Annotated in this window: 17 protein-coding genes and 1 pseudogene; 5 read left to right on the top strand and 13 right to left on the bottom strand. The window is 71.4% G+C overall.

The genetic code is table 11. The features are described from left to right. Positions 1–46: 46 nt before the first annotated feature. From hisF to hisD, 8 genes and pseudogenes are all read right to left on the bottom strand, one after another. On the bottom strand, positions 47–847 hold the full coding sequence (gene hisF / locus AN215_RS19760) for an imidazole glycerol phosphate synthase subunit HisF (protein ID WP_070012024.1): 801 nt from the start codon (positions 845–847) through the stop codon (positions 47–49). A 79-nt stretch (positions 848–926) separates the two neighbouring features. After that, positions 927–1,346, bottom strand: a complete 420-nt coding sequence (locus tag AN215_RS19755) for a RidA family protein (protein WP_070012023.1) — start codon at positions 1,344–1,346, stop codon at positions 927–929. Next, positions 1,343–2,113, bottom strand: a complete 771-nt coding sequence (priA, locus tag AN215_RS19750; RefSeq protein WP_171904226.1) for a bifunctional 1-(5-phosphoribosyl)-5-((5-phosphoribosylamino)methylideneamino)imidazole-4-carboxamide isomerase/phosphoribosylanthranilate isomerase PriA — start codon at positions 2,111–2,113, stop codon at positions 1,343–1,345. Before priA ends, AN215_RS19755 begins: the two co-directional genes overlap by 4 nt. A 71-nt stretch (positions 2,114–2,184) precedes the next feature. Next, the gene (gene hisH, locus AN215_RS19745) at positions 2,185–2,862 is read right to left on the bottom strand and encodes an imidazole glycerol phosphate synthase subunit HisH (RefSeq protein ID WP_070012131.1); all 678 of its coding nucleotides are present in this window, start codon (positions 2,860–2,862) and stop codon (positions 2,185–2,187) included. After that, complete coding sequence (locus AN215_RS29915) at positions 2,859–3,023, bottom strand: hypothetical protein (protein WP_171904225.1); 165 nt, start codon at positions 3,021–3,023, stop codon at positions 2,859–2,861. The genes hisH and AN215_RS29915 overlap by 4 nt, the downstream gene beginning before the upstream one ends. Beyond that, positions 3,020–3,610 (bottom strand): imidazoleglycerol-phosphate dehydratase HisB, encoded by a 591-nt coding sequence (gene hisB / locus AN215_RS19740; protein WP_070012130.1) that lies wholly within the window; start codon positions 3,608–3,610, stop codon positions 3,020–3,022. The genes AN215_RS29915 and hisB overlap by 4 nt, the downstream gene beginning before the upstream one ends. Before the next feature lie 2 nt (positions 3,611–3,612). Further along, the gene (locus AN215_RS19735; protein WP_070012022.1) at positions 3,613–4,719 is read right to left on the bottom strand and encodes a histidinol-phosphate transaminase; all 1,107 of its coding nucleotides are present in this window, start codon (positions 4,717–4,719) and stop codon (positions 3,613–3,615) included. 674 nt (positions 4,720–5,393) lie between these two features. Then, positions 5,394–6,716 (bottom strand): annotated as a pseudogene (gene hisD, locus AN215_RS19730) (histidinol dehydrogenase); the annotation flags it as partial. A gap of 215 nt (positions 6,717–6,931) precedes the next feature. Here hisD and AN215_RS19725 point away from each other — a divergent pair. From AN215_RS19725 to ybaK, 3 genes are all read left to right on the top strand, one after another. Next, positions 6,932–8,548, top strand: coding sequence for an oxidoreductase (locus tag AN215_RS19725; protein WP_070012021.1), 1,617 nt, complete (start codon positions 6,932–6,934; stop codon positions 8,546–8,548). Between the two features lie 86 nt (positions 8,549–8,634). Beyond that, positions 8,635–9,492 (top strand): LON peptidase substrate-binding domain-containing protein, encoded by an 858-nt coding sequence (locus AN215_RS19720; protein ID WP_070012020.1) that lies wholly within the window; start codon positions 8,635–8,637, stop codon positions 9,490–9,492. A 103-nt stretch (positions 9,493–9,595) separates the two neighbouring features. Next, complete coding sequence (gene ybaK, locus AN215_RS19715) at positions 9,596–10,117, top strand: Cys-tRNA(Pro) deacylase (RefSeq protein ID WP_070012019.1); 522 nt, start codon at positions 9,596–9,598, stop codon at positions 10,115–10,117. Positions 10,118–10,206: 89 nt separating this feature from the next. Here ybaK and AN215_RS30465 read toward each other — a convergent pair whose 3' ends face one another. The 4 genes from AN215_RS30465 to AN215_RS19695 all read right to left on the bottom strand — a co-directional run bounded on the left by AN215_RS30465 (position 10,207) and on the right by AN215_RS19695 (position 14,667). Continuing rightward, positions 10,207–11,091, bottom strand: a complete 885-nt coding sequence (locus AN215_RS30465; protein ID WP_245694556.1) for a hypothetical protein — start codon at positions 11,089–11,091, stop codon at positions 10,207–10,209. A 145-nt stretch (positions 11,092–11,236) separates the two neighbouring features. Then, positions 11,237–12,154, bottom strand: a complete 918-nt coding sequence (locus AN215_RS19705; protein ID WP_079123205.1) for an ABC transporter permease — start codon at positions 12,152–12,154, stop codon at positions 11,237–11,239. Continuing rightward, positions 12,151–13,164, bottom strand: coding sequence for an ABC transporter ATP-binding protein (locus AN215_RS19700; RefSeq protein WP_420856196.1), 1,014 nt, complete (start codon positions 13,162–13,164; stop codon positions 12,151–12,153). The genes AN215_RS19705 and AN215_RS19700 overlap by 4 nt, the downstream gene beginning before the upstream one ends. Before the next feature lie 150 nt (positions 13,165–13,314). After that, positions 13,315–14,667 (bottom strand): NYN domain-containing protein, encoded by a 1,353-nt coding sequence (locus AN215_RS19695; protein WP_070012017.1) that lies wholly within the window; start codon positions 14,665–14,667, stop codon positions 13,315–13,317. A 244-nt stretch (positions 14,668–14,911) separates the two neighbouring features. Here AN215_RS19695 and AN215_RS29905 point away from each other — a divergent pair, with 244 nt between their 5' ends. Continuing rightward, positions 14,912–15,085, top strand: coding sequence for a hypothetical protein (locus AN215_RS29905; protein WP_171904224.1), 174 nt, complete (start codon positions 14,912–14,914; stop codon positions 15,083–15,085). Positions 15,086–15,304: 219 nt separating this feature from the next. Here AN215_RS29905 and dnaE read toward each other — a convergent pair whose 3' ends face one another. Continuing rightward, positions 15,305–18,847, bottom strand: a complete 3,543-nt coding sequence (gene dnaE / locus AN215_RS19690; RefSeq protein WP_070012127.1) for a DNA polymerase III subunit alpha — start codon at positions 18,845–18,847, stop codon at positions 15,305–15,307. Between the two features lie 249 nt (positions 18,848–19,096). Here dnaE and AN215_RS19685 point away from each other — a divergent pair, with 249 nt between their 5' ends. Continuing rightward, positions 19,097–20,476 (top strand): DUF2252 domain-containing protein, encoded by a 1,380-nt coding sequence (locus tag AN215_RS19685; protein WP_070012016.1) that lies wholly within the window; start codon positions 19,097–19,099, stop codon positions 20,474–20,476. Positions 20,477–20,512 lie beyond the last annotated feature (36 nt).

The raw sequence follows: 20,512 nt of genomic DNA, 5'->3' as shown, positions 1-20,512 counted from the left end.
GACCGGCCGGGCGCCGCGCTGAGCGGCGCGCGTGTGCCCCCGACGCTCAGCGAACGGGAGCGCCCGCCTCGCGCAGCGCGTCCTTGACCTGGCCGATCCGCAGATCGCCGAAGTGGAAGACGGATGCGGCCAGCACCGCGTCCGCGCCTGCCGCGACCGCCGCCGGAAAGTGCTCCAGACGTCCGGCACCGCCCGAGGCGATGACGGGAACCGACACGTGCCTGCCCACGGCTTCGACCATCTCGGTGTCGTAGCCGTCCTTGGTGCCGTCCGCGTCCATGGAGTTCAGCAGGATCTCCCCCGCGCCCAGCTCCGCGGCCCGCTGCGCCCATTCGACCGCGTCGATGCCGGTGCCGCGCCGGCCGCCGTGCGTGGTGACCTCGAAGCCGGACGGCGTGGCCGCGCCAGCGGAGTCCGGGCCGCCCCCGTTGTCCGGCCCGCCGCAGCGCCGCGCGTCCACCGAGAGCACCAGCACCTGGCTGCCGAAGCGTTCGGCGATCTCCCTGATCAGCTCGGGCCGGGCGATCGCCGCCGTGTTCACGCCGACCTTGTCCGCGCCCGCGCGCAGCAGCCTGTTGACGTCGTCCCCGCTGCGTACGCCGCCGCCGACCGTCAGCGGGATGAAGACCTGCTCGGCGGTGCGCCGCACCACGTCGTACGTCGTCTCGCGGTCGGAGGAGGAGGCGGTGATGTCGAGGAAGGTCAGCTCGTCGGCGCCCTCCTCGTCGTAGATCTTGGCCATCTCGACGGGGTCGCCCGCGTCACGCAGGTTCTTGAAGTTCACGCCTTTGACGACCCGTCCGGCGTCCACGTCCAGGCAGGGAATCACTCGTACGGCCACGGACATGCTGTGCTTGCTCCTTGCGGGGACGGTGCGTGGAAGAGGTACGGCGTCGGCCCGTGCGGGCCGCCGGTCAACGGCCTTGTCACGTACGGCTGTCGCCGCGGAAGGCCTCCAGCTCGACCTCGACCAGGACCCTGGAGTCCACGAAGCCGGAGACGACCACGACGGTGGCTGCGGGAGAGACGTCGCCGAAGATCTCGCGGTGGGCACGCGCCACGTCCTCCACGTCACGCGCGTGCGTGAGATACATCCGGGTGCGGATCACGGACGAAGCGTCGAGCCCGAACGGCCCGAGAGCCTCCAGGGCGTTGCCGAAGGCCGCCTTCGTCTGCCCGTACGGCGAACCCTCCCCCAGCAGCTTGCCGTCCGACAGCGGCATCGTGCCCGCCACCAGCACGCGGTCACCGGCCGCGACGGCGCGTGCGAAGCCGATCGTCTCCTCCCAGGTGCTGCCGGAACAGTCCCGCTGCACGTCGAGGTCACGCCGTTCGGACTGGGTCATGAAGACACGGCCTCCAAAGCCTCTTCAAGTGTGAACGCCTCGGCGTAGAGGGCCTTCCCCACGATGGCGCCCTCGACGCCTTCTGGTACCAGCGTGGCGATCGCGCGCAGATCGTCAAGGGAGGAGACGCCGCCGGACGCGACGACGGGACGGTCGGTGACGGCGCAGACGTTGCGCAGCAGTTCGAGGTTGGGGCCCTTGAGGGTGCCGTCCTTGTTGATGTCGGTCACGACGTAGCGGGCGCAGCCCTCCGAGTCGAGCCGTGCGAGCGTCTCGTACAGGTCGCCGCCGTCGCGCGTCCAGCCGCGGCCGCGCAGCGTCGTGCCCCGTACGTCCAGGCCCACGGCGATCTTGTCGCCGTGCTCGGCGATGACCTTGGCGACCCACTCGGGGGTCTCCAGCGCCGCCGTGCCCAGGTTGACGCGGCGGCAGCCCGTGGCGAGGGCGGCGGCGAGCGTGCCGTCGTCGCGGATGCCGCCGGACAGCTCGACGTCGATGTCCATGGCGCGGGCCACCTCGGCGATGCGTGCGCGGTTGTCGCCCGTGCCGAACGCGGCATCGAGGTCGACCAGGTGCAGCCAACGGGCGCCCGCGCGCTGCCAGTTGAGGGCCGCCTCCAGCGGGTCGCCGTAGGCGGTCTCGGACCCCGACTCGCCGTGCACGAGGCGCACGGCCTGACCGTCGCGTACGTCGACGGCGGGGAGGAGTTCCAGCGTGCGGGCTGTGGGGGCGGACTGCCCGGACTGCGTGGACGGAGGCGTGGACACAGGCTCTCTCGGCTCTCTGGTGGGGCGGAACGGTGTCGTGGAGAGGTTCACAGGTTCACGGCTTCACAGTTTCACAGGGTCGCTGCCCAGTTGGAGAGCAGCCGCGCACCGGCGTCACCGGACTTCTCCGGGTGGAACTGGGTCGCCCACAGCGGACCGTTCTCCACGGCGGCGACGAACGGCGCGCCGTGCTCGGCCCAGCTGACCTTGGGCGGGGCCATCGCCGGGTTCGTGACCGTCAGTTCCCAGTCGTGGACGGCGTAGGAGTGGACGAAGTAGTAGCGGTCGCCGCCGGAGAGCCCGTCGAAGAGGCGTGAACCCTCCGCGGGCGAAACGGTGTTCCAGCCCATGTGGGGAACGGCGTGATCGGCGTCCGCCTTCAACGGCCCCACGGTGCCCGGCCATTCGCCCATGCCCTCGGCCTCGACGCCGTGCTCGATGCCGCGCGCGAAGAGGATCTGCATGCCTACGCAGATGCCCAGTACGGGACGGCCTCCGGCGAGCCGCCGCTCGATGATCCAATCGCCGCGGGCGGCACGCAGGCCCTCCATGCAGGCCGCGAACGCGCCGACGCCAGGCACCAGCAGCCCGTCGGCCGCCATGGCCGCGTCGTAGTCGCGGGTGATCTCCACGTCCGCGCCCGCGCGCGCCAGCGCGCGCTCGGCCGAACGCACGTTGCCGAAGCCGTAGTCGAAGACGACGACCTTCTTGCCCGCGCCGCTGCCTTCTCCACCGTTCCCGGTGCTCACGTCCACACCTCCAGCCGCAGGATTCCGGCGAGCAGCGCGAGCGCGGAGCCCGTGCCGAGCACCGCGACCACGCCCTTGGGCAGCTTCTGCCTCCAGAAGGAGACCGCGCCGCCGAGCAGGAAGAGACCGACGAAGATGAGGAGCGCCGACAGACCGGTCACAGCGCGCCCTTCGTCGACGGGATGCCGCTCTGCCGCGGGTCGATCTCGCTCGCGTAGCGCAGCGCCCGTGCCAGCGCCTTGAACTGGCACTCCACGATGTGGTGCGCGTTGCGCCCGTACGGCACGTGCACGTGCAGCGCGACCTGCGCCTGCGCCACGAAGGACTCCAGGATGTGCCGCGTCATCGTCGTGTCGTACTCACCGATCATCGGCGCCATGCCCTCGGGCTCGCTGTGCACGAGGTACGGGCGCCCCGACAGGTCGACCGTCACCTGGGCCAGCGACTCGTCCAGCGGTACGGACGCGTTTGCGAAGCGCACGATGCCGCTCTTGTCGCCGAGGGCCTGCTTGAAGGCCGCGCCGAGCGCGAGCGAGGTGTCCTCGATGGTGTGGTGGCTGTCGATGTGCAGATCGCCCTCGGTCTTGACCGACAGGTCGAAGAGGCCGTGGCGGCCGAGCTGGTCGAGCATGTGGTCGTAGAAGCCGACGCCGGTGGAGACGTCGGCCTTGCCGGTGCCGTCGAGGTTGATCTCGACGAGGACCGAGGTCTCCTTGGTGCTGCGCTCAACGCGGCCCACACGAGCCAGAGTCATCGGGGGGTCTCCTTTGTCACTGCGCGTACCGCGTCGAGGAACGCGTCGTTCTCTTCGGGCGTGCCGGCGGTCACCCGCAGCCGGCCCGGCACTCCGTTGTCGCGCACGAGCACGCCGTGCTCCAGCAGGGCGCGCCACGTCGCGTGCGCGTCGTCGAAGACTCCGAACTGGACGAAGTTCGCATCGGATTCGGTGACTTCGAGACCGAGGGCCCGCAGCTCACGCACCAGCCGGTCCCGCTCGTCCTTGAGCCGCTCGACGTATCCGAGCAGCGTATCGGTGTGTTCGAGGGCGGCCAGCGCGGTGGCCTGCGTGACCGCCGAGAGGTGATACGGGAGCCGCACGAGCTGCACTGCGTCCACGACCGCCGGGTCGGCGGCGAGATAGCCGAGCCGCAGCCCCGCGGCTCCGAAGGCCTTCGACATCGTACGGCTGACGACGAGGTTCGGGCGGCCCTCGATCAGCGGCAGCAGCGAGGGTCGGTGCGAGAACTCGCCGTACGCCTCGTCCACGACCACCATCGACGGGCCGGCGGCCTGCGCCGCCTCGTACAGCTCGGTCACGGTCCCGCGGTCGACGGCCGTGCCCGTGGGGTTGTTCGGCGAGCAGACGAAGACGACCTCGGGCCGGTGCTCCGCGATGGCGCGCACCGCGGCACCGGTGTCGATGGTGAAGTCCGCACGGCGCGGCCCGGACAGCCAGCCGGTGCCGGTGCCGCGGGAGATGAGGCCGTGCATCGAGTAGGAGGGCTCGAATCCGATGGCCGTGCGGCCCGGCCCGCCGAAGGTCTGCAGCAGCTGCTGGATGACCTCGTTGGACCCGTTGGCCGCCCAGACCTGCTCCCGGGAGACCTCGAAGCCGGTGGTGCGGGTCAGATACGCGGCCAGAGCGGTGCGCAGCGCGAGGGCGTCCCGGTCCGGGTAGCGATTCAGCGTGCGGGCGGCGTCGGTCACGCGCTCCGCGATGCGCTGCACGAGTTCCTCGGGCAGCGGGTACGGGTTCTCGTTGGTATTGAGCCGTACGGGCACGTCGAGCTGCGGGGCGCCGTACGGGGTCTTGCCGCGCAACTCGTCCCGGACGGGGAGCTGTTCGATGCCGGTCACTTGCTCTGCGGCACCTTTCCTTCGCTCGTGCCTCTCGGTTCGCCTCCGGCACCCGTGCCTCTCGGTTCGCCTCCGGCACCCCGGCCTCTCGGTTCGCCTCCGGCACCCCGGCCTCTCGGTTCGCCTCCGGCACCCCGGCCTCTCGGTTCGCCTCCGGCACCCCGGCCTCTCGGTTCGCCTCCGGCACCCCGGCCTCTCGGTTCGCCTCCGGCACCCCGGCCTCTCGGTTCGCCTCCGGCACCCCGGCCTCTCGGTTCGCCTCCGGCACCCCGGCCTCTCGGTTCGCCTCCGGCACCCCGGCCTCTCGGTTCGCCTCCGGCACCCCGGCCTCTCGGTTCGCCTCCGGCACCCCGGCCTCTCGGTTCGCCTCCGGCACCCCGGCCTCTCGGTTCGCCTCCGGCACCCCGGCCTCTCGGTTCGCCTCCGGCACCCCGGCCTCTCGGTTCGCCTCCGGCACCCCGGCCTCTCGGTTCGCCTCCGGCACCCCGGCCTCTCGGTTCGCCTCCGGCACCCCGGCCTCTCGGTTCGCCTCCGGCACCCCGGCCTCTCGGTTCGCCTCCGGCACCCCGGCCTCTCGGTTCGCCTCCGGCACCCCGGCCTCTCGGTTCGCCTCCGGCACCCCGGCCTCTCGGTTCGCCTCCGGCACCCCGGCCTCTCGGTTCGCCTCCGGCACCCCGGCCTCTCGGTTCGCCTCCGGCAAAACGTGCCTTCAGGGCCGCCCCGTGCGCGGGCAGGTCCTCGGCCTCCGCGAGCGTGACGACGTGGTGCGTGACGTCCGCGAGTGCGTCCCGCGAGTAGTCCACGACGTGGATGCCGCGGAGGAAGGACTGCACGGACAGACCGGAGGAGTGGCAGGCACAACCGCCTGTCGGCAGCACGTGGTTGGAGCCGGCGCAGTAGTCCCCGAGCGAGACGGGGGCGTACGGCCCGACGAAGACCGCCCCCGCGTTGCGTACCCGGGAGGCCCACTCCGCCGCGTCGGCGGTCTGGATCTCCAGGTGCTCCGCCGCGTAGGCGTTGACGACGGCGAGGCCGTCCTCCAGGGAGTCGACGAGCACGATGCCCGACTGCCGCCCGGCCAGGGCCTCATTGATCCGCTCGCGGTGCCGGGCCACCGCGACCTGTTCCTTCAGCTCGGCCTCGACCGCCTCCGCCAGCCCGGCGGACGGCGTCACGAGCACCGCGGCCGCGACCGTGTCGTGCTCGGCCTGGCTGACCAGGTCGGCGGCGACGTGCGCCGGGTCGGCCGTGTCGTCGGCGAGCACGGCGATCTCGGTCGGCCCTGCCTCGGAGTCGATGCCGAGGGTCCCCCTGAGCAGCCGCTTCGCCGCGGCGACGTAGACGTTGCCCGGGCCGGTCACCATCTGCGCCGGCCGGCACTCCTCGGTCCCGTAGGCGAACATCGCGACGGCCTGCGCTCCGCCCGCCGCGTACACCTCGTACACACCCAGCAGCGCGCAGGCTGCCAGGACCGTGGGGTGCGGCAGGCCGCCGGACGCCGGCTGCGGCGGCGAGGTGACGGCGAGGGAGCCGACCCCGGCCTCCTGCGCGGGCACGACGTTCATCACGACCGACGACGGGTAGACCGCACGGCCGCCCGGCACGTACAGCCCGACCCGCTCGACCGGCACCCATCGCTCGGTGACCGTGCCGCCGGGCACGACGGTGACCGTCGAGTCGCTGCGGCGCTGCGCACGGTGGACGGTGCGGGCGCGGCGGACCGACTCCTCCAGCGCCGCCCGTACCTCCGGGTCCAGCCGCTCCAGCGCCTCGTCCAGGGCCTCTCTCGGGACGCGGACGCGCTCCAGCGTCACGCCGTCGAACCGCTGCGCGTACTCCAGGAGCGCCGCGGTGCCGCGATGCCGCACGTCGTCGCAGATCGGCCGCACCTTCTCCAGGACGGCCTCGACGTCGAGCTCGGCGCGGGGCAGCAGATCACGGTCGATCCCGCCGTCGGCGGAGACGGCGGAACCGCGCAGGTCGATTCGGGAGATCACGGCTCCAGTCTCTCAGACGGCGTCCGCCCACCGGTCGCGCGTATCAGTGAGTGATACACACCCCTGGAGAAGATCCTCGCCTCTGGCGTTCATACGGTCACTCAGGGGGAAGGAAGCGGACGGACACCGGGCGCAGCCTGCCCGGCTACGTCAGACCGAGGGCAGAGCCGGGGCACGACCAGGCCCGCGGCGGAGGAAGAGGGGGACGTGTACCGGTGAGCGAGCCGCTGGAATCGAGGGAACCGCCGTCCTGGCTGACGAGGGCGGAGTGGGGCATGTGGCAGGCCTTCCTCAACGGCAGCGAGTACGACCTGCGCAGCGGCGAAGCGGAACTCGACGACCCCAACGGCGACCACGACTGGGGCCCGGAGCGCACCGTGCGCGCCCGCGTCATCGCTCTGCTGCTGCTGCACGGGCCGCCGCCGCTGCTGGGGCGGGTGGCCTCACTGCACATCTCCGGGGCCAGGATCACCGACGTGCTCGACCTCTCGGGCGGCGTCATCGAGCCGTACTTCGAGCTGCGGCAGTGCCGATTCGAGCGGGAGGTGCGGATCTCCGAGGCGCGGATGCACACCGCCCGCCTCGTCGACTGCTACATACCGCGCCTCGAGGCCGCGCGGCTCAGCACCGACGGTGATCTGCACCTGCCGCGCTGCTCGATACCCGAGGGCATCAAGCTCACCGACGCCACCATCGGCACCGACCTGATGCTCAACGAGGCGACGGTCGGCAGCGGCCGCCGCATACGCGCGATCGCCGCCGACGGCATCACGGTCTCCCAGGAGCTTCAGGCGAGCCTGCTGGTCACCGACGGCGAAGTGAGCCTGCGCGGGGCGACGATCGGCAGCTCGCTCCACATGTTCGGCTCGGTGCTGCGCAACACCAAGGGCCGCTACGCCCTGCACGCCCCGCAGATGACCGTCGAGCACGTCGCGAGCTTCGCCGACGCCAACCGGGGACGCTCCTCGCAGCTGCAGGGCAGCACCACGCCGGCGACCGGCACTCCGGTCCCCTTCATCTCGGAGGGCGGCGGCCGATGGCGTACGAAGCACTTCGAGTGCACGGGCGGAGTGGTGCTGGACGACGGCCGGTTCAACTCCTCGCTCGTCATCGAGAACGCCCGGTTCGAACTGAAGCGGGACCAGGAGCTGTCCCTGCGCCGCATCCAGACACCCGAGTTGAACTTCACACCCCGCGCACCCGAGCGCGGCCTGATCGTGCTGTCCGGTGCCACCGTCGAGAAGCTGCTGGACCGAGTGGGCAGCTGGCCCAGGGACCAGCGGCTGTGGATGGCGGGCTTCACCTACCAGCAGGCCATCCCCAAGGAGGGCCACTTCAACGTCCGGGAGCGGCTGCGGTGGCTGGCGGCGGCCACGCCCGAGTATTCGCCGCTGCCGTACGAGCAGTTGGCGCTGATGTACCGCAACAGCGGCGAGGACACCAATGCCCGCGCGGTGCTGCTGGCCAAACAGCGGCGCCGCCGGGAGACGCTTCCGCTGGTGGGCAAGGTCTGGGGCTACTTACAGGACTGGACGGTCGCCTACGGATACCGCCCGGCGCAGGCCGCGCTGTGGATGGCGATGCTGTGGGCGGCGAGCGCCATGTACTTCGGGGCGCATCCGCCGGACCCGCTCAAGGGCGACGAGTCCCCGCACTGGAACGCCGCGCTGTACGCGCTCGACCTGCTGCTTCCCGTCATCAGCCTCGGGCAGGACAACGCGTGGGACCCCAAGGGCGGACCGCAGTGGGTGGCGGCCGGCCTGATTCTGCTGGGCTGGGTCCTCGCCACGACCGTCGCGACGGGCGCCACGCGGCTGCTTCGCCGTCAGTGAACCGCCGGACGCTCCCCTGCCGGTGGCAGCACTCGTGATCGACCGGAAGCACCCGGCACGCCCTGAAGGCTTTAGGCTTACGCGTTGTGACAACCGCGCTTCCGCTCTTCCCGCTCAACTCGGTGCTGTTCCCGGGCCTGGTGCTGCCGCTGAACATCTTCGAGCAGCGATACCGCGCGCTGATGCGGGACCTGCTGAAGATCCCCGAGGACACGCCCCGCCGCTTCGGCGTGGTCGCCATCCGCGACGGCCGGGAGACCGCGCAGACGTACAAGGGCCTGCCGGAGAGCGCACCGCCGCACGGCGCCGAACCGACGGCCGGCTTCGGGCCCGACCTGATGGCGTCCTTCTACTCCGTCGGCTGCATCGCCGACGCCTCGACGATCCGCGAACGTACGGGCGCGGCAGGCGGGATCACGCCGGGCGGCCCGGCCGCGCAGGGTGCGCCCGGCGCGGCCGGCGGCACGGGGGCCGGCACCGACGACGCGTCCGTGGAGGAGGACGAGGCTTCCGCGGACGGTCCGGGCTACGAGGTCCTGGCCACCGGCACCACGCGCTTCCGGCTGCACTCCGTGGACACCGGCGGCCCGTATCTCATGGGCGAGATCGAGGAGTTGCCGGAGGAGGAGGGCGACGGGGCCGGGGCGCTCGCGTCGGGGGTGCTGCGTGCCTTCCGCGGCTACCAGAAGCGGCTCGCGAGCGCCCGGGAGAGGACACTGGCCGCCGGGCAGGAGCTGCCCGACGACCCGTCGGTGGTCTCGTATCTGGTGGCGGCGGCGACCATCCTGGACACACCCACGAAGCAGCGCCTGCTCCAGGCTCCTGACACGGCGACACGGCTCGCGGACGAGCTGAAGCTCCTCCGCCGGGAGACGGCCGTCATCGGGAAGCTGCCCTCGCTCCCGGCGGCGGATCTCACGCGCGATCCGACCAACCCGAACTGAGCGGGCGTCAGCCGGCACGGGACGGCGGGAGCACGGCGGCGCACCGGAACGGCGCACCGGCGGGAGACAGCGGACAGCAGGCAGCGGCAGGCAGGGCAGCGCCATGGCGAAGAAGAAGCAGCGGCAACAGCGGCAGCAGCAGGGGGCGACTCCGGCGACGCTGGCCGCGGCACGGGCGGGCGTGGACTTCACCACGCACTCCTACGAGCACGACCCCTCCGCCGCCTCCTACGGCGCGGAGGCCGCCGAAGCTCTGGGCATCGCCCCCGAGCGGGTGTTCAAGACCCTCGTCGCCGAGGTCGACGGCTCGATGACTGTCGCGATCGTGCCGGTCTCCGCATCGCTGGACCTGAAGGCCCTGGCGTCGGCGGCAGGCGGCAAGCGGGCCGTGATGGCCGACCCGCCGTCAGTCGAACGCAGCACGGGCTATGTGCTCGGCGGCATCTCACCGCTGGGACAGCGCAGGCGCCTGCCCACCGTGCTCGACACCTCCGCCCACGCGCACGCCACCGTCTGCGTCTCCGCGGGCCGCCGCGGTCTGGAGATCGAACTCGCGCCGGGCGACCTGGTGGACCTCACCGGCGCGGCGAGCGCGGCCATCGCCCGTGCGAGTGACGCGTCGTGAGCGGCACGACCGGCCGGCGAAGCCCGGTCGGCCGGGAAGTCCGGTGGACGGGGAAGGCGCCCGCGGCCGCCGACGCTCACCAGTAGCGTTCACCAGTGCTGTGCGGCCCCGCCGTCGCTGGGCGGCAACGGCGACGGCACGGGTTCGGGTTCGGGATCGCGGCGCCCGAAGACCGCCATCAACGCCAGATGCGTGCCGAGCGCGAAGAACGGCCAGACCACCAGTGCGCCCTTGGCCTGCAGCTTCAGCGGCCCGTCGAAGGTCTTGTTCTCACCCGCCGCCTTCGCGGACGCCGCCAGATCGCTGCCCGGGCCCAGCCAGACCCCGAGCTGCCACGCCAGTACGGACCCGAGCAGCGCGCCCACCGCGAGTCCGACGACGATCCCGATGCCGCCGCCACGGCTGCGCAGGAACGCCACCAGGCCCGTCACCACACCGAACGCGACGGCGAGCAGCACGAACGTGCCGTCCGCCCCGATCGCCTCCTCGCCTTCCGGGTCCTTGAGGAAGACGCTGTCATCGACGCTGACGAGCGGCACGCGCGGCGCCAGCCACAGCCACAGCAGCCCGAGCCCCACCCCGAGGACGAGCACGACGAATGCCCACAGGGCACCGCCACGGACCTCGCGGCGCACGTCGGTGCGCGGCTCGTCCGGGTCGCCGGGAAAGGCCGGGTCCTGTGCCCCGTACGCCGGGTGCGAACCGGGGTGGCCGTACGCGCCGGAGCCCTCGTGTTCGCTGCCGTAGGACCCGGCGGACCCGTATCCCCCGGACGCCCCGTAACTCCCGGACGACTCGGAAGCGCCGTGCGGCGCGGCGGAGTGATCACCGCCCGTGGGTTCGCCGCCCGCGGGATCGCCGCGCCTGTGCGAGCCCGTCCGTCCGCCGCCGTGCCGGCCGCCGCGGCCGGAGTACGGGCGGGAGGAGCGACGCGAGTGGTCGGGGTCGGGTGAGGAAGGCGTTGGTGCGGTCACGACGCCATCGTGCCAGTCCCGGGCACCAGTTCGGGCGGCGGGCGGCAGATGGCTCCGCGCCGTACGTGCCGCGCCTGCTGCTGTCGCCGCCCGGTGCCCGCCCGGTTTCCGCCGAGTGCCTGCTCAGTACCTGCTCAGTACCTGCTCAGCGAACCGCGGCCCGCCGGTACGCCCACGTAGCCAAGGCCAGGGACACCACGCCCACGGCGGCGCAGACGCCGAGGTCCAGCGCCGCGTGCCCCCAGTCGGGCCGTGTCTGGAAGCCACGGGCCAGCGCCTCGACCCCGTACGTCGAAGGCAGCAGGTCCCGGAGCAGACCCACCGGCTGCGGCAGGTGCCCGCCCGGCAGCACGCCCAGCAGCAGCGCGGCGGACATGCCCAGCTGGCCGCAGAGCGTGGCGATCTCCGGCTTGGGTGCGAGGAGGCCCAGCGCCGCGCCGAGCCCGGCCAGAGCCGCGCCCGCCAGCGGGACGACGGCGACGAGCACCCACAGCCCGCTCAGCGGCAGCTGGTACAGGACACCGCCGGCGACGGCGGTGACGAGGACGCCCGGCACGGTGAACGACGCGTACGCTCCGGCGGCGCCCAGCACGACGGCGGCGGCGGGCACCGGAAGCGTCGCGTAGTGGTCGAGGCCGCCTCCGGCGCGCAGCCGGCCGAAGTACTGGGCCAGCAGATTCAGCGCGACGAACGCCACCACGAGGACGGCGGACCCGGCGACCACGGCCCGCGACTCGGCGCCGCCGTCGACGACGCCCCTCATCAGGACCATGATTCCCAGCGACTGGAACGTCGCCACGAACAGCAGCGGGATGCGGGCGACGCGCGCACGCGAGAGCTGCGCGCGGTAGACGGCCGCCAGCGCGGGCCACAGGCGTGCGCGGGGCGCCAGAGGAGCCGGGGCCACGGTGGCGGCAGCGGTTGCCGCGTCCGCGGCGTCCGCCGTCGCAGCAGGCGCGGCCGGGCCGCCCCGCTTGGGCTCGTCGCCGCTCTGCGCGCGCTCTCCGGTTCCGTTCCTTCCGGCCTGCGCGGCCTGCGCCTGCGCCGAGGCGACCGTGCTCACACCTTCACCAGACCTTCCCCGCTGCCGCCCAGCGCGAGATACACGTCCTCGAGACTGGGCGTCGCCAGCGAGAAGTCGTCGAGCGCCGCGAACGCCCTCCCGGCGGTGACTGCGTCGACCGCCGCGCGGGCCTCCTCGGGTGCCAGGCGCAGCGTCCACCTGCGTCCCGAGACGGTCGCGTGCGCGGCGAGCGCGGCGACCTGCGGCACATCGAGGGGCGCGCGGTCGCGCCAGACCAGGTCCAGCCGTACGTCCCCGCCGACCATGGCCTTGAGGCCTCCGGGGGTGTCGCAGGCGATCACGCGTCCGCGGTCCAGGACCGCCACCCGGTCGAGCACGGTCTCGGCCTCCATGACGTTGTGCGTCACCAGCACCACCGTCGCGCCGCGCTCGGCACGCCTGCGTTCGAGGGCCGACCAGACGGCGCGCCGCGCGACCGGGTCCATGCCGGTCGTCGGCTCGTCCAGTACGAGCAGCGGCCGCTCCCCCACCAGCGCTGACGCGACGCACGCCAGCCGCCGCTGTCCGCCCGAGAGCTTCCTGAGCGGACGGCCCGCGAGGGCGGTCAGGCCCAGCTCGTCCAGCACGTCGTCCCGCTCACGGCGCGCGGCCGAGGCGTCCAGGCCGCGCAACCGTCCTGTTGTCTCCGCGGCGAGGGCGACGGTCAGTTCGTCGAGCGCTGCGGACTCCTGGCCCAGGTAGGCGAGAATCCGCGCGGCACGCTCCGGATGCCGCACCAGATCGTGCCCGAGGACCTCGACCGTGCCCGAGTCGGGCCGCATCAGGCCGGTCAGCTGCCGCACGACGGTGGACTTGCCGGCTCCGTTCGGGCCGAGCAGTCCGAAGATCTCGCCCTCACGCACGTCGAGGGTGACCCCGTCGCAGGCCCGCACACCCGCCGCGCCCGGCACATCGGTGGTCCGGGGAGCACCGCGCAGGAGGTTCAGGCCCGGCCCGTGGCGCCGACGACCGCTCGCGGGGTACGTCTTGACCAGGCCGGCTATGCGCACAGCGGCCCGCGTCGGCGTCCGTACGCTCTCCGCCGTCTGCTGCCGTGTGCCGGTTCCCACGAGCGACGAGCCTACGCTCCGGCACCGGCGCTGTTTCCGGAAGGGTCGTTCCGGGGCGGATACGGGGCTTCCGGCCCTTGTCCGGACCGGCTACTGCTCCGCGACGGAGGCGTCCTCGTCGGGGACGGTCTGCCCTGGCTGCCCTGCCTGTCCGGTCTGCCCGGTCTGCCCGGTCTGCCCTGCCACGGGAGCGTCGACCTCGCGCCAGAAGCCCGCGCGGATCGCGTACCGGTCGTGCTCGTCGATCTGGTCGTCCTTGTGCGCGAGCAGCCCGAACCGTGCCGCGTAACGGAGCAGCTCCCCGTCGATGCGGTGCGGGATGCGCGGATACTCGCGGGCCAGGATCTGCACGTGCCCGGGCGAGGAGAGCCGCTCCTGCCAACGGCGGGCGAAGACCTGACCGACCTCGAACGGATCGCCGCTGACGGCGGTGATGTCCTCCTCGCGGTCGGCCCAGCGCTGCTCGGCCGTGGTCAGCTGGGCCAGCATCGGCAGGGCGGCGACCTCCTGGGACTCGCCGGGCGTGCCACGCTCCACCCAGCCCCGTTCGGAGGACCAGCGCAGAGTCGCTCCCGGCGGGGTGCCGTGGCCGGGCTGCGGTGGCGCGGGGCGGCCGAGGCCGGCGAGGTCCTTCGGCGTCGGTACGCCCGTCGTGCTCCTGCCCGAATCGGCGGGCTCCCCCTCCTCGCCCTCCGCTTCCGCCGCGGCCGCGTCGTCCGCCGTCTCGGAGGCGGGCGGCGCGGAGGCCGCTGACGGCGGTACGGGGGCCGCGGGATGCGGGGGCACCGGCGGCACCGGGGCGCTTCCGTTCTTGGCGGATTCGGGCAGCGGCGCGGAGAGGATCGCGGCGATCTCCGGCCGGGAGGCGGACCTGGGCGGGTAGGCCCCGGAGGGTTCCGTGGCGCGTACGGCCTCCGTGATCCAGCTGCGGTCCAGGACGCGCCGCTCGTCGGCCTCGGCCACGAGATCCTCGGACTGGTTGTAGTCGCCGTCCGCCGCCTGTACGGCCCACAGATGCACGGCGACGCCGTGTTCCTTGGCCGACATCAGGCCCGGCAGCAGGTCACCGTCCCCGGTGACCAGGACGATGTCGGAACAGGCGCGGTTACGGGCCAGCTCGGTGAGTTCGGCGTGCATGGCCGCGTCGACGCCCTTCTGGGCCCAGCGGCCGTCGCTTCTGGTCAGCGCACCGAGACGGACGGTGACCCTGGGCATCACACGGAGCCGGCGGTGCTCGGGCTGCGGCACGCGGTCCGGAGCGCCGTCGAACCAGTAGATACGCAGAAGATCGCACCCGGTGTCGGCTTCGGCCCGCTCGCGGAGCCCGCGGATCAGGGCGGCGTGATCAACGCTGATCTGGGAGCGCATCGGCTCTCCAGCCAGCAGACTCGCGGCGGCGCCCAACAGATATCCGGCATCCACCAGGACGACGCAGCGGTCCACGGTCCACCCACTCTCGGTCACCGACCGCGCCCCTGGGGCCTGGTCGTGTGTTTCGCCTTCGAGTCTGCCCGACCGTACAGGGCTTGTCGGCGGTGCACGATCATCGGCGTGGCGGCACACATGTGCTGGACGCGCAACAGCGCGAAGAACCGCCTCACTCACGGTGATTGTCCGACATGCGCGCTTCATACCCCCATGCCAGGCTGAATTCGGCCCAAAGTTCAACGGTCCCCAGGAGGCGATCATGGCCAAGGGCAGGAATCAGGAACGCAGTCAGAAGAAAGCCGGCAACGGCGAGCGCGAGGAGACCAGGACCGAGAGCGGCTCTGCGGAAGGCTCGTCGCGCCCGGCGTCGGGCAGAGGCGTCAGCCCTGCCGACGTCGCCCGTAAACACCAGCGGCGCTTCGGACACAACTGACCCTGCCTGGCGCAGAGGTCGACAACAATCCGTTTGATTCACCTGTGCCCTTGGGCACCGCACGTCGGCGCGTACCAAGAGGAGGGCGGCCCCAGCCCCGGGGCCGCCCTCTCCTTTCGGCACTCGGTCTTCCCGCGCAGGCCTCCGGTGCGGGAGGGGTGTTGGCGCAGTGGGGCGGGGGCGACGCCCCTCGCCCGTGACCCCGTCGTACGGCGGCGGTCAGCCCGCCATGCAGGAAGGACCCAGCAGTTCCTTGAGATCGCCGAAGAGCGCCGGCGCCGGCGTGACCCGGTGCTTGTCCAGCCGCAGGACGGTGGTCTTGCGGGCTCCCTGCAGCCGCACCCGTACCTCGCTCGATCCCCGGTGGTGGGTGAGGACTTCGCCGAGCTTCTCCACGAGCGGCGGTGTGATCTTCACTGTGGGGATCGTGATCGTCACGGGCGCGCTGGCCGACGCCTCGCTCAGATCGGGGATCATCAGCTCCATCGCGACCAGCCGCGGCACGTCCTCACGCTTGTCCAGACGGCCCTTGACGAAGACCACGGCGTCCTCGACGAGTTGGGTGGAGACGAGCTGGTAGGTCGCCGGGAAGAACATGCAGTCGATGGAACCGGCCAGATCCTCCACGGTGGCGATCGCCCACGCGTTGCCCTGCTTGGTCATCTTGCGCTGCAGCCCGGAGATGATGCCGCCGATGGTGACGATCGCGCCGTCCGAGTGCTCACCGCCGGTGAGCTGGGCGATGGCCGCGTCCGCCTTGTCGTTCAGCACGTGCTCCAGGCCGAAGAGGGGGTGGTCGGAGACGTAGAGGCCGAGCATCTCCCGCTCCTGGGCGAGGAGATACGTCTTCTCCCACTCCTCCTCGGAGAAGGTCACATCGAGCCCGAAGCCGGGCGTGTCCTCTCCTTCGTCGCCGCCGAGGTCCCCGAACAGGTCGAACTGGCCCTCGGCCTCCTTGCGTTTGACCTGCACGACGTTGTCGATCATCGGCTCGAACTGGGCGGTCAGGCCCTTGCGCGTGTGCCCCATCTCGTCGAACGCACCCGCCTTGATGAGGGATTCGACGGTGCGTTTGTTGCACACGACGGCCTCGACCTTGTCGAGGAAGTCCGGGAACGAGGTGTACTTCCCCTTCGCCTTGCGGCACTTGACGACCGAATCGACCACGTTCTGGCCCACGTTCCGCACGGCAGTGAGGCCGAAGACGATCGTGTGGTCGTCCCGCGAGGTGAAGTTGGCCTCCGACTCGTTGACGTCCGGCGGCAGCACCTTGATGCCCATCTTGCGGCACTCGTTGAGATAGACCGCCGACTTGTCCTTGTCGTCGCGCACCGAGGTGAGCAGCGCCGACATGTACTCCGCGGGGTAGTTGGCCTTGAGGTACGCCGTCCAGTAGGTGACCAGGCCGTACGCGGAGGAGTGCGCCTTGTTGAAGGCGTACCCGGCGAAGGGGACCAGGACGTCCCAGACGGCCTGGACGGCCTGGTCCGAATAGCCGTTGTCGCGCATGCCCTTCTGGAAGTTCACGAACTCCTTGTCGAGAACCTCCTTCTTCTTCTTGCCCATGGCGCGGCGCAGCAGGTCGGCCTGGCCGAGCGAGTAGCCCGCGAGCACCTGCGCGGCCTTCTGCACCTGCTCCTGATAGACGATCAGGCCGTGGGTGATGTCGAGGACCTCTTTGAGCGGCTCCTCCAGCTCCGGGTGGATCGGGGTGATCTCCTGCTGGCCGTTCTTTCGCAGCGCGTAGTTGATGTGGCTGTTCATGCCCATGGGGCCGGGCCGGTACAGCGCCGAGACGGCGGAGATGTCCTCGAAGTTGTCGGGCTTCATCATGCGCAGCAGGGAGCGCATGGGACCACCGTCGAACTGGAAGACGCCCAGGGTGTCGCCCCGGCAGAGCAGTTCGAAGGTCTTGGCGTCGTCCAGCGGCAGGTCGAGCAGCCTGAGGTCGACGTCCTTGTTCTTGCGGATCATCTTGACCGCGTCGTCCATGATCGTGAGGTTGCGCAGGCCGAGGAAGTCCATCTTCAGCAGGCCCAGCGCCTCACAGCTGGGGTAGTCCCACTGCGTGACGACGACTCCGTCGTTCTTCGGCGAGAAGACCGGCACGTGGTCGATCAGCTTCTCGCTGGACATGATCACGCCCGCGGCGTGCACGCCCATCTGCCGCACCAGGCCCTCGATGCCGCGGGCGGCGTCGATCACCTTCGTCACATCCGGCTCGTTCTCGTACATCGCCCGGATCTCGCCCGCTTCGCTGTACCGCGGGTGGTCCTTGTCGGTGATGCCGGAGAGCGGGAGTCCCTTGCCGAGGACGTCGGCGGGCATGGCCTTGGTGATCCGGTCGCCCATCGCATACGGGTAACCCAGCACGCGCGCCGAGTCCTTGATGGCGTTCTTCGCCTTGATGGTGCCGTAGGTACCGATCATGGCGACCTTGTCCGCGCCGTACTTCTCCGTGACGTACCGGATGACGTCGCCGCGCCTGCGCTCGTCGAAGTCGATGTCGACGTCGGGCATGGTGACGCGCTCGGGATTGAGGAACCGCTCGAAGATCAGCCCGTGGGTCACGGGATCCAGGTCGGTGATGCCCATCGCGTACGAGACGATCGAGCCGGCGGCCGAGCCGCGGCCGGGGCCGACCGCGATGCCGTTGTCCTTGGCCCAGTTGATGAAGTCGGCGACGACGAGGAAGTACCCCGGGAAGCCCATCGAGACGATGACGTCCATCTCGTACTCCACGAGCTCCTGGCGGTCCTGCGGGACGCCGCCCGGGTAGCGGACGGCCATCCCCCGCTTGACCTCCTCCTTGAACCAGGAGACCTCGTCGAACCCTTCGGGCACGTCGAAGCGGGGCATCAGGTTCCTGGTCTCGAACATGCCCGTGGTGTCGACGCGTTCGGCGATCAGCAGCTGGGTGTTGCGGCAGCCCTGCTGCCAGGCGTCCGAAGAGTCGATTGCGTACATCTGCTCGGCCGACTTGATGTAGTAACCCGCGCCGTCGAAGCTGAAGCGGTCGGGGTCGGAGAGATTGCTGCCGGTCTGGATGCACAGCAGGGTGTCGTGCGCCGCGGACTCGTGTTCGTAGGTGTAGTGCGAGTCGTTGGTGACGACGAACGGGGCGTCGATCCTCTTCGCGACCTCTTCCAGCCCGGCCCGCGCCCGCTTGTCGATCTCGATGTCGTGATCCATCAGCTCGACGAAGAAGTTCTCCTTGCCGAAGATGTCCTGGAACTCTCCGGCGGCCTGGATGGCCTCCTCCAGCTGCCCGAGACGGATCTTCGTGCTCACCTCGCCGGAGGGGCAGCCGGTGGTGGCCATCATCCCCTTCGCGTATTCGGCGAGCAGCTCGCGGTCCATCCGGGGCTTGCGGAAGAAGCCCTCAAGACCGGCACGTGACTGGGCGCGGTAGAGGTTGTGCAGGCCCTCCTTGTCGCGGGCCCACATCGTCATGTGCGTGTACGCACCGTTACCGGAGACGTCGTCACGCTTCTGGTGCGGGGTGCCCCACTTGACCGGGCGCATGTTCCGGCGGTGGTCCGGGGCGACATACGCCTCGATGCCCATGATCGGGGTGATGCCCGCGTCCTTGGCCTGGTGGAAGAAGTCGTACGCACCGTGGAGGTTGCCGTGGTCCGTCATCGCCACGTGCGACATGCCCATCTCGCCGCAGGCCTTGAACATGTCCTTCAGCCGCGCCGCGCCGTCCAGGAGCGAATACTGAGTGTGCACGTGCAGATGTGTGAACGGCTGGTCGGTCACGGCGCGGAACACCTCCGGGCAGGATTCTGCTGGAACGGCTCCGGAGTCTACGGCCCGCCACCGACAACCGCGTCCTGCGGGCGCGGGGCCCAACTCGCCCGCGCCGCCGAGGCGTACGGGCCGCGCCGGGCACCCGGACGGCACGGTCCGCCGTCGCTCACGGCGGCCCGTGCGAGAGGATCCCGGTGGACGCCGCGGCACCCCCCGCCCGGTATCCGGCACCGTCGGCACCCCTGAAGGGCGGCACTCATGGCAACGCAGCAGAGCGGCACGGCGGAGGCCCGCGCCGAGCGGATCCTCGAAGTCTTCGACAGCGCCTTCGGGGAGCTGCTGGCGGCGGACCCGGCCGCGTTCCAGGTCAAGTTCCGCAAGATGGCCGCCTCCGCGTTCGCCTTCTACCGCGGCACCGCCTGCCTCTTCTACGCCGACGCCACCGAGGGCGACGGGCGCGGCGCCGAAGGGACAGGACGGACCGGCCCGTTCCTCGACGAGCACACCGGCAGGGTCTGGATCCACGGCGACCTGCACGCCGAGAACTTCGGCACGTACATGGACGCCAACGGCCGGCTCACCTTCAATGTCAACGACTTCGACGAGGCCTTCATCGGCCCGTTCACCTGGGATCTGCAGCGTTTCTCCGCCTCCGTGGCCCTGCTCGGCTACGGCAAGGCTCTCAGCGACGGACAGATCACCGGCCTGGTGCGCACGTACGCGGACGCGTACCGCGAGCGCATCCGCGCGCTCGCCGCGGACGCCGGCGCCGACGGCGGCAACGACGGCGCGCGGGCGGGCACCGCTCCCTCCCTCACCCTCGACACCGCACAGGGCCCCGTACTGGCGGCGCTGCGCTCGGCACGCACCAACACCCGCTTCGGGCTGCTGGAGAGCATGACGGAGATCCGGGACTGGGAGCGCCGCTTCACCCCTGGCGGCGGTGCGGTCGAGCTCGACCGGGCGACCCGCTCGGAGGTGCTGGACGCGTTCGGCGGCTACATCGCCACCCTTCCCGGCAGTACCCGCCTGCGTACCGACGCCTACCGCGTCAAGGACGTCGTCGGGCGACGGGGCGTCGGCATCGGCAGCGCGGGACTGCCCTCGTACAACATCCTCCTCGAAGGCCACAGCGACGCCCTCGAGAACGACCTCGTGATCTACATGAAGCAGGCGCAGGCCCCGGCCGTCGCCCGCCACATCACCGATCCCGCGATCCACGGCTACTTCCGGCACGAGGGCCACCGCACGGTGATCTCGCAGCGCGCCCTGCAGGCGCACGCCGACCCGTGGCTGGGCTGGACGGAGCTGCGCGGCACGGGCCAGCTCGTCGCGGAGGTCTCGCCGTACGCCGTGGACCTGGACTGGTCGGATCTGGACGACCTCGCCGAGATCACCCAGGTCGTCGGCGACCTCGGCCGGGCCACCGCCACCATGCACGCCGCGGCGGACGACGAGAGCGGCCACACCCTCGTGCCCTTCTCCACGGAGCGCGCCATCGACGCCGCGATCTCCGGGGACGAGGAGGGCTTCCCGCAGATGCTGGCCGACTTCGCTCACGAATACGGTTCGAGGACGCGCCGCGACCACCAGATCTTCGTGGACCTCTTCCGCAACGGCCGCATCCCCGGGCTGTAGGCGGGCGCCGCAATTCACGGCCCGCTTTTAGAGACC

The sequence above is a fragment of the Streptomyces abyssalis genome (assembly GCF_001751365.1).
In the GTDB taxonomy this organism is placed as follows: domain Bacteria; phylum Actinomycetota; class Actinomycetes; order Streptomycetales; family Streptomycetaceae; genus Streptomyces; species Streptomyces abyssalis.
Note: the sequence above shows the minus strand (reverse complement) of the source record. Positions and strands in the feature narration are given on the sequence as shown.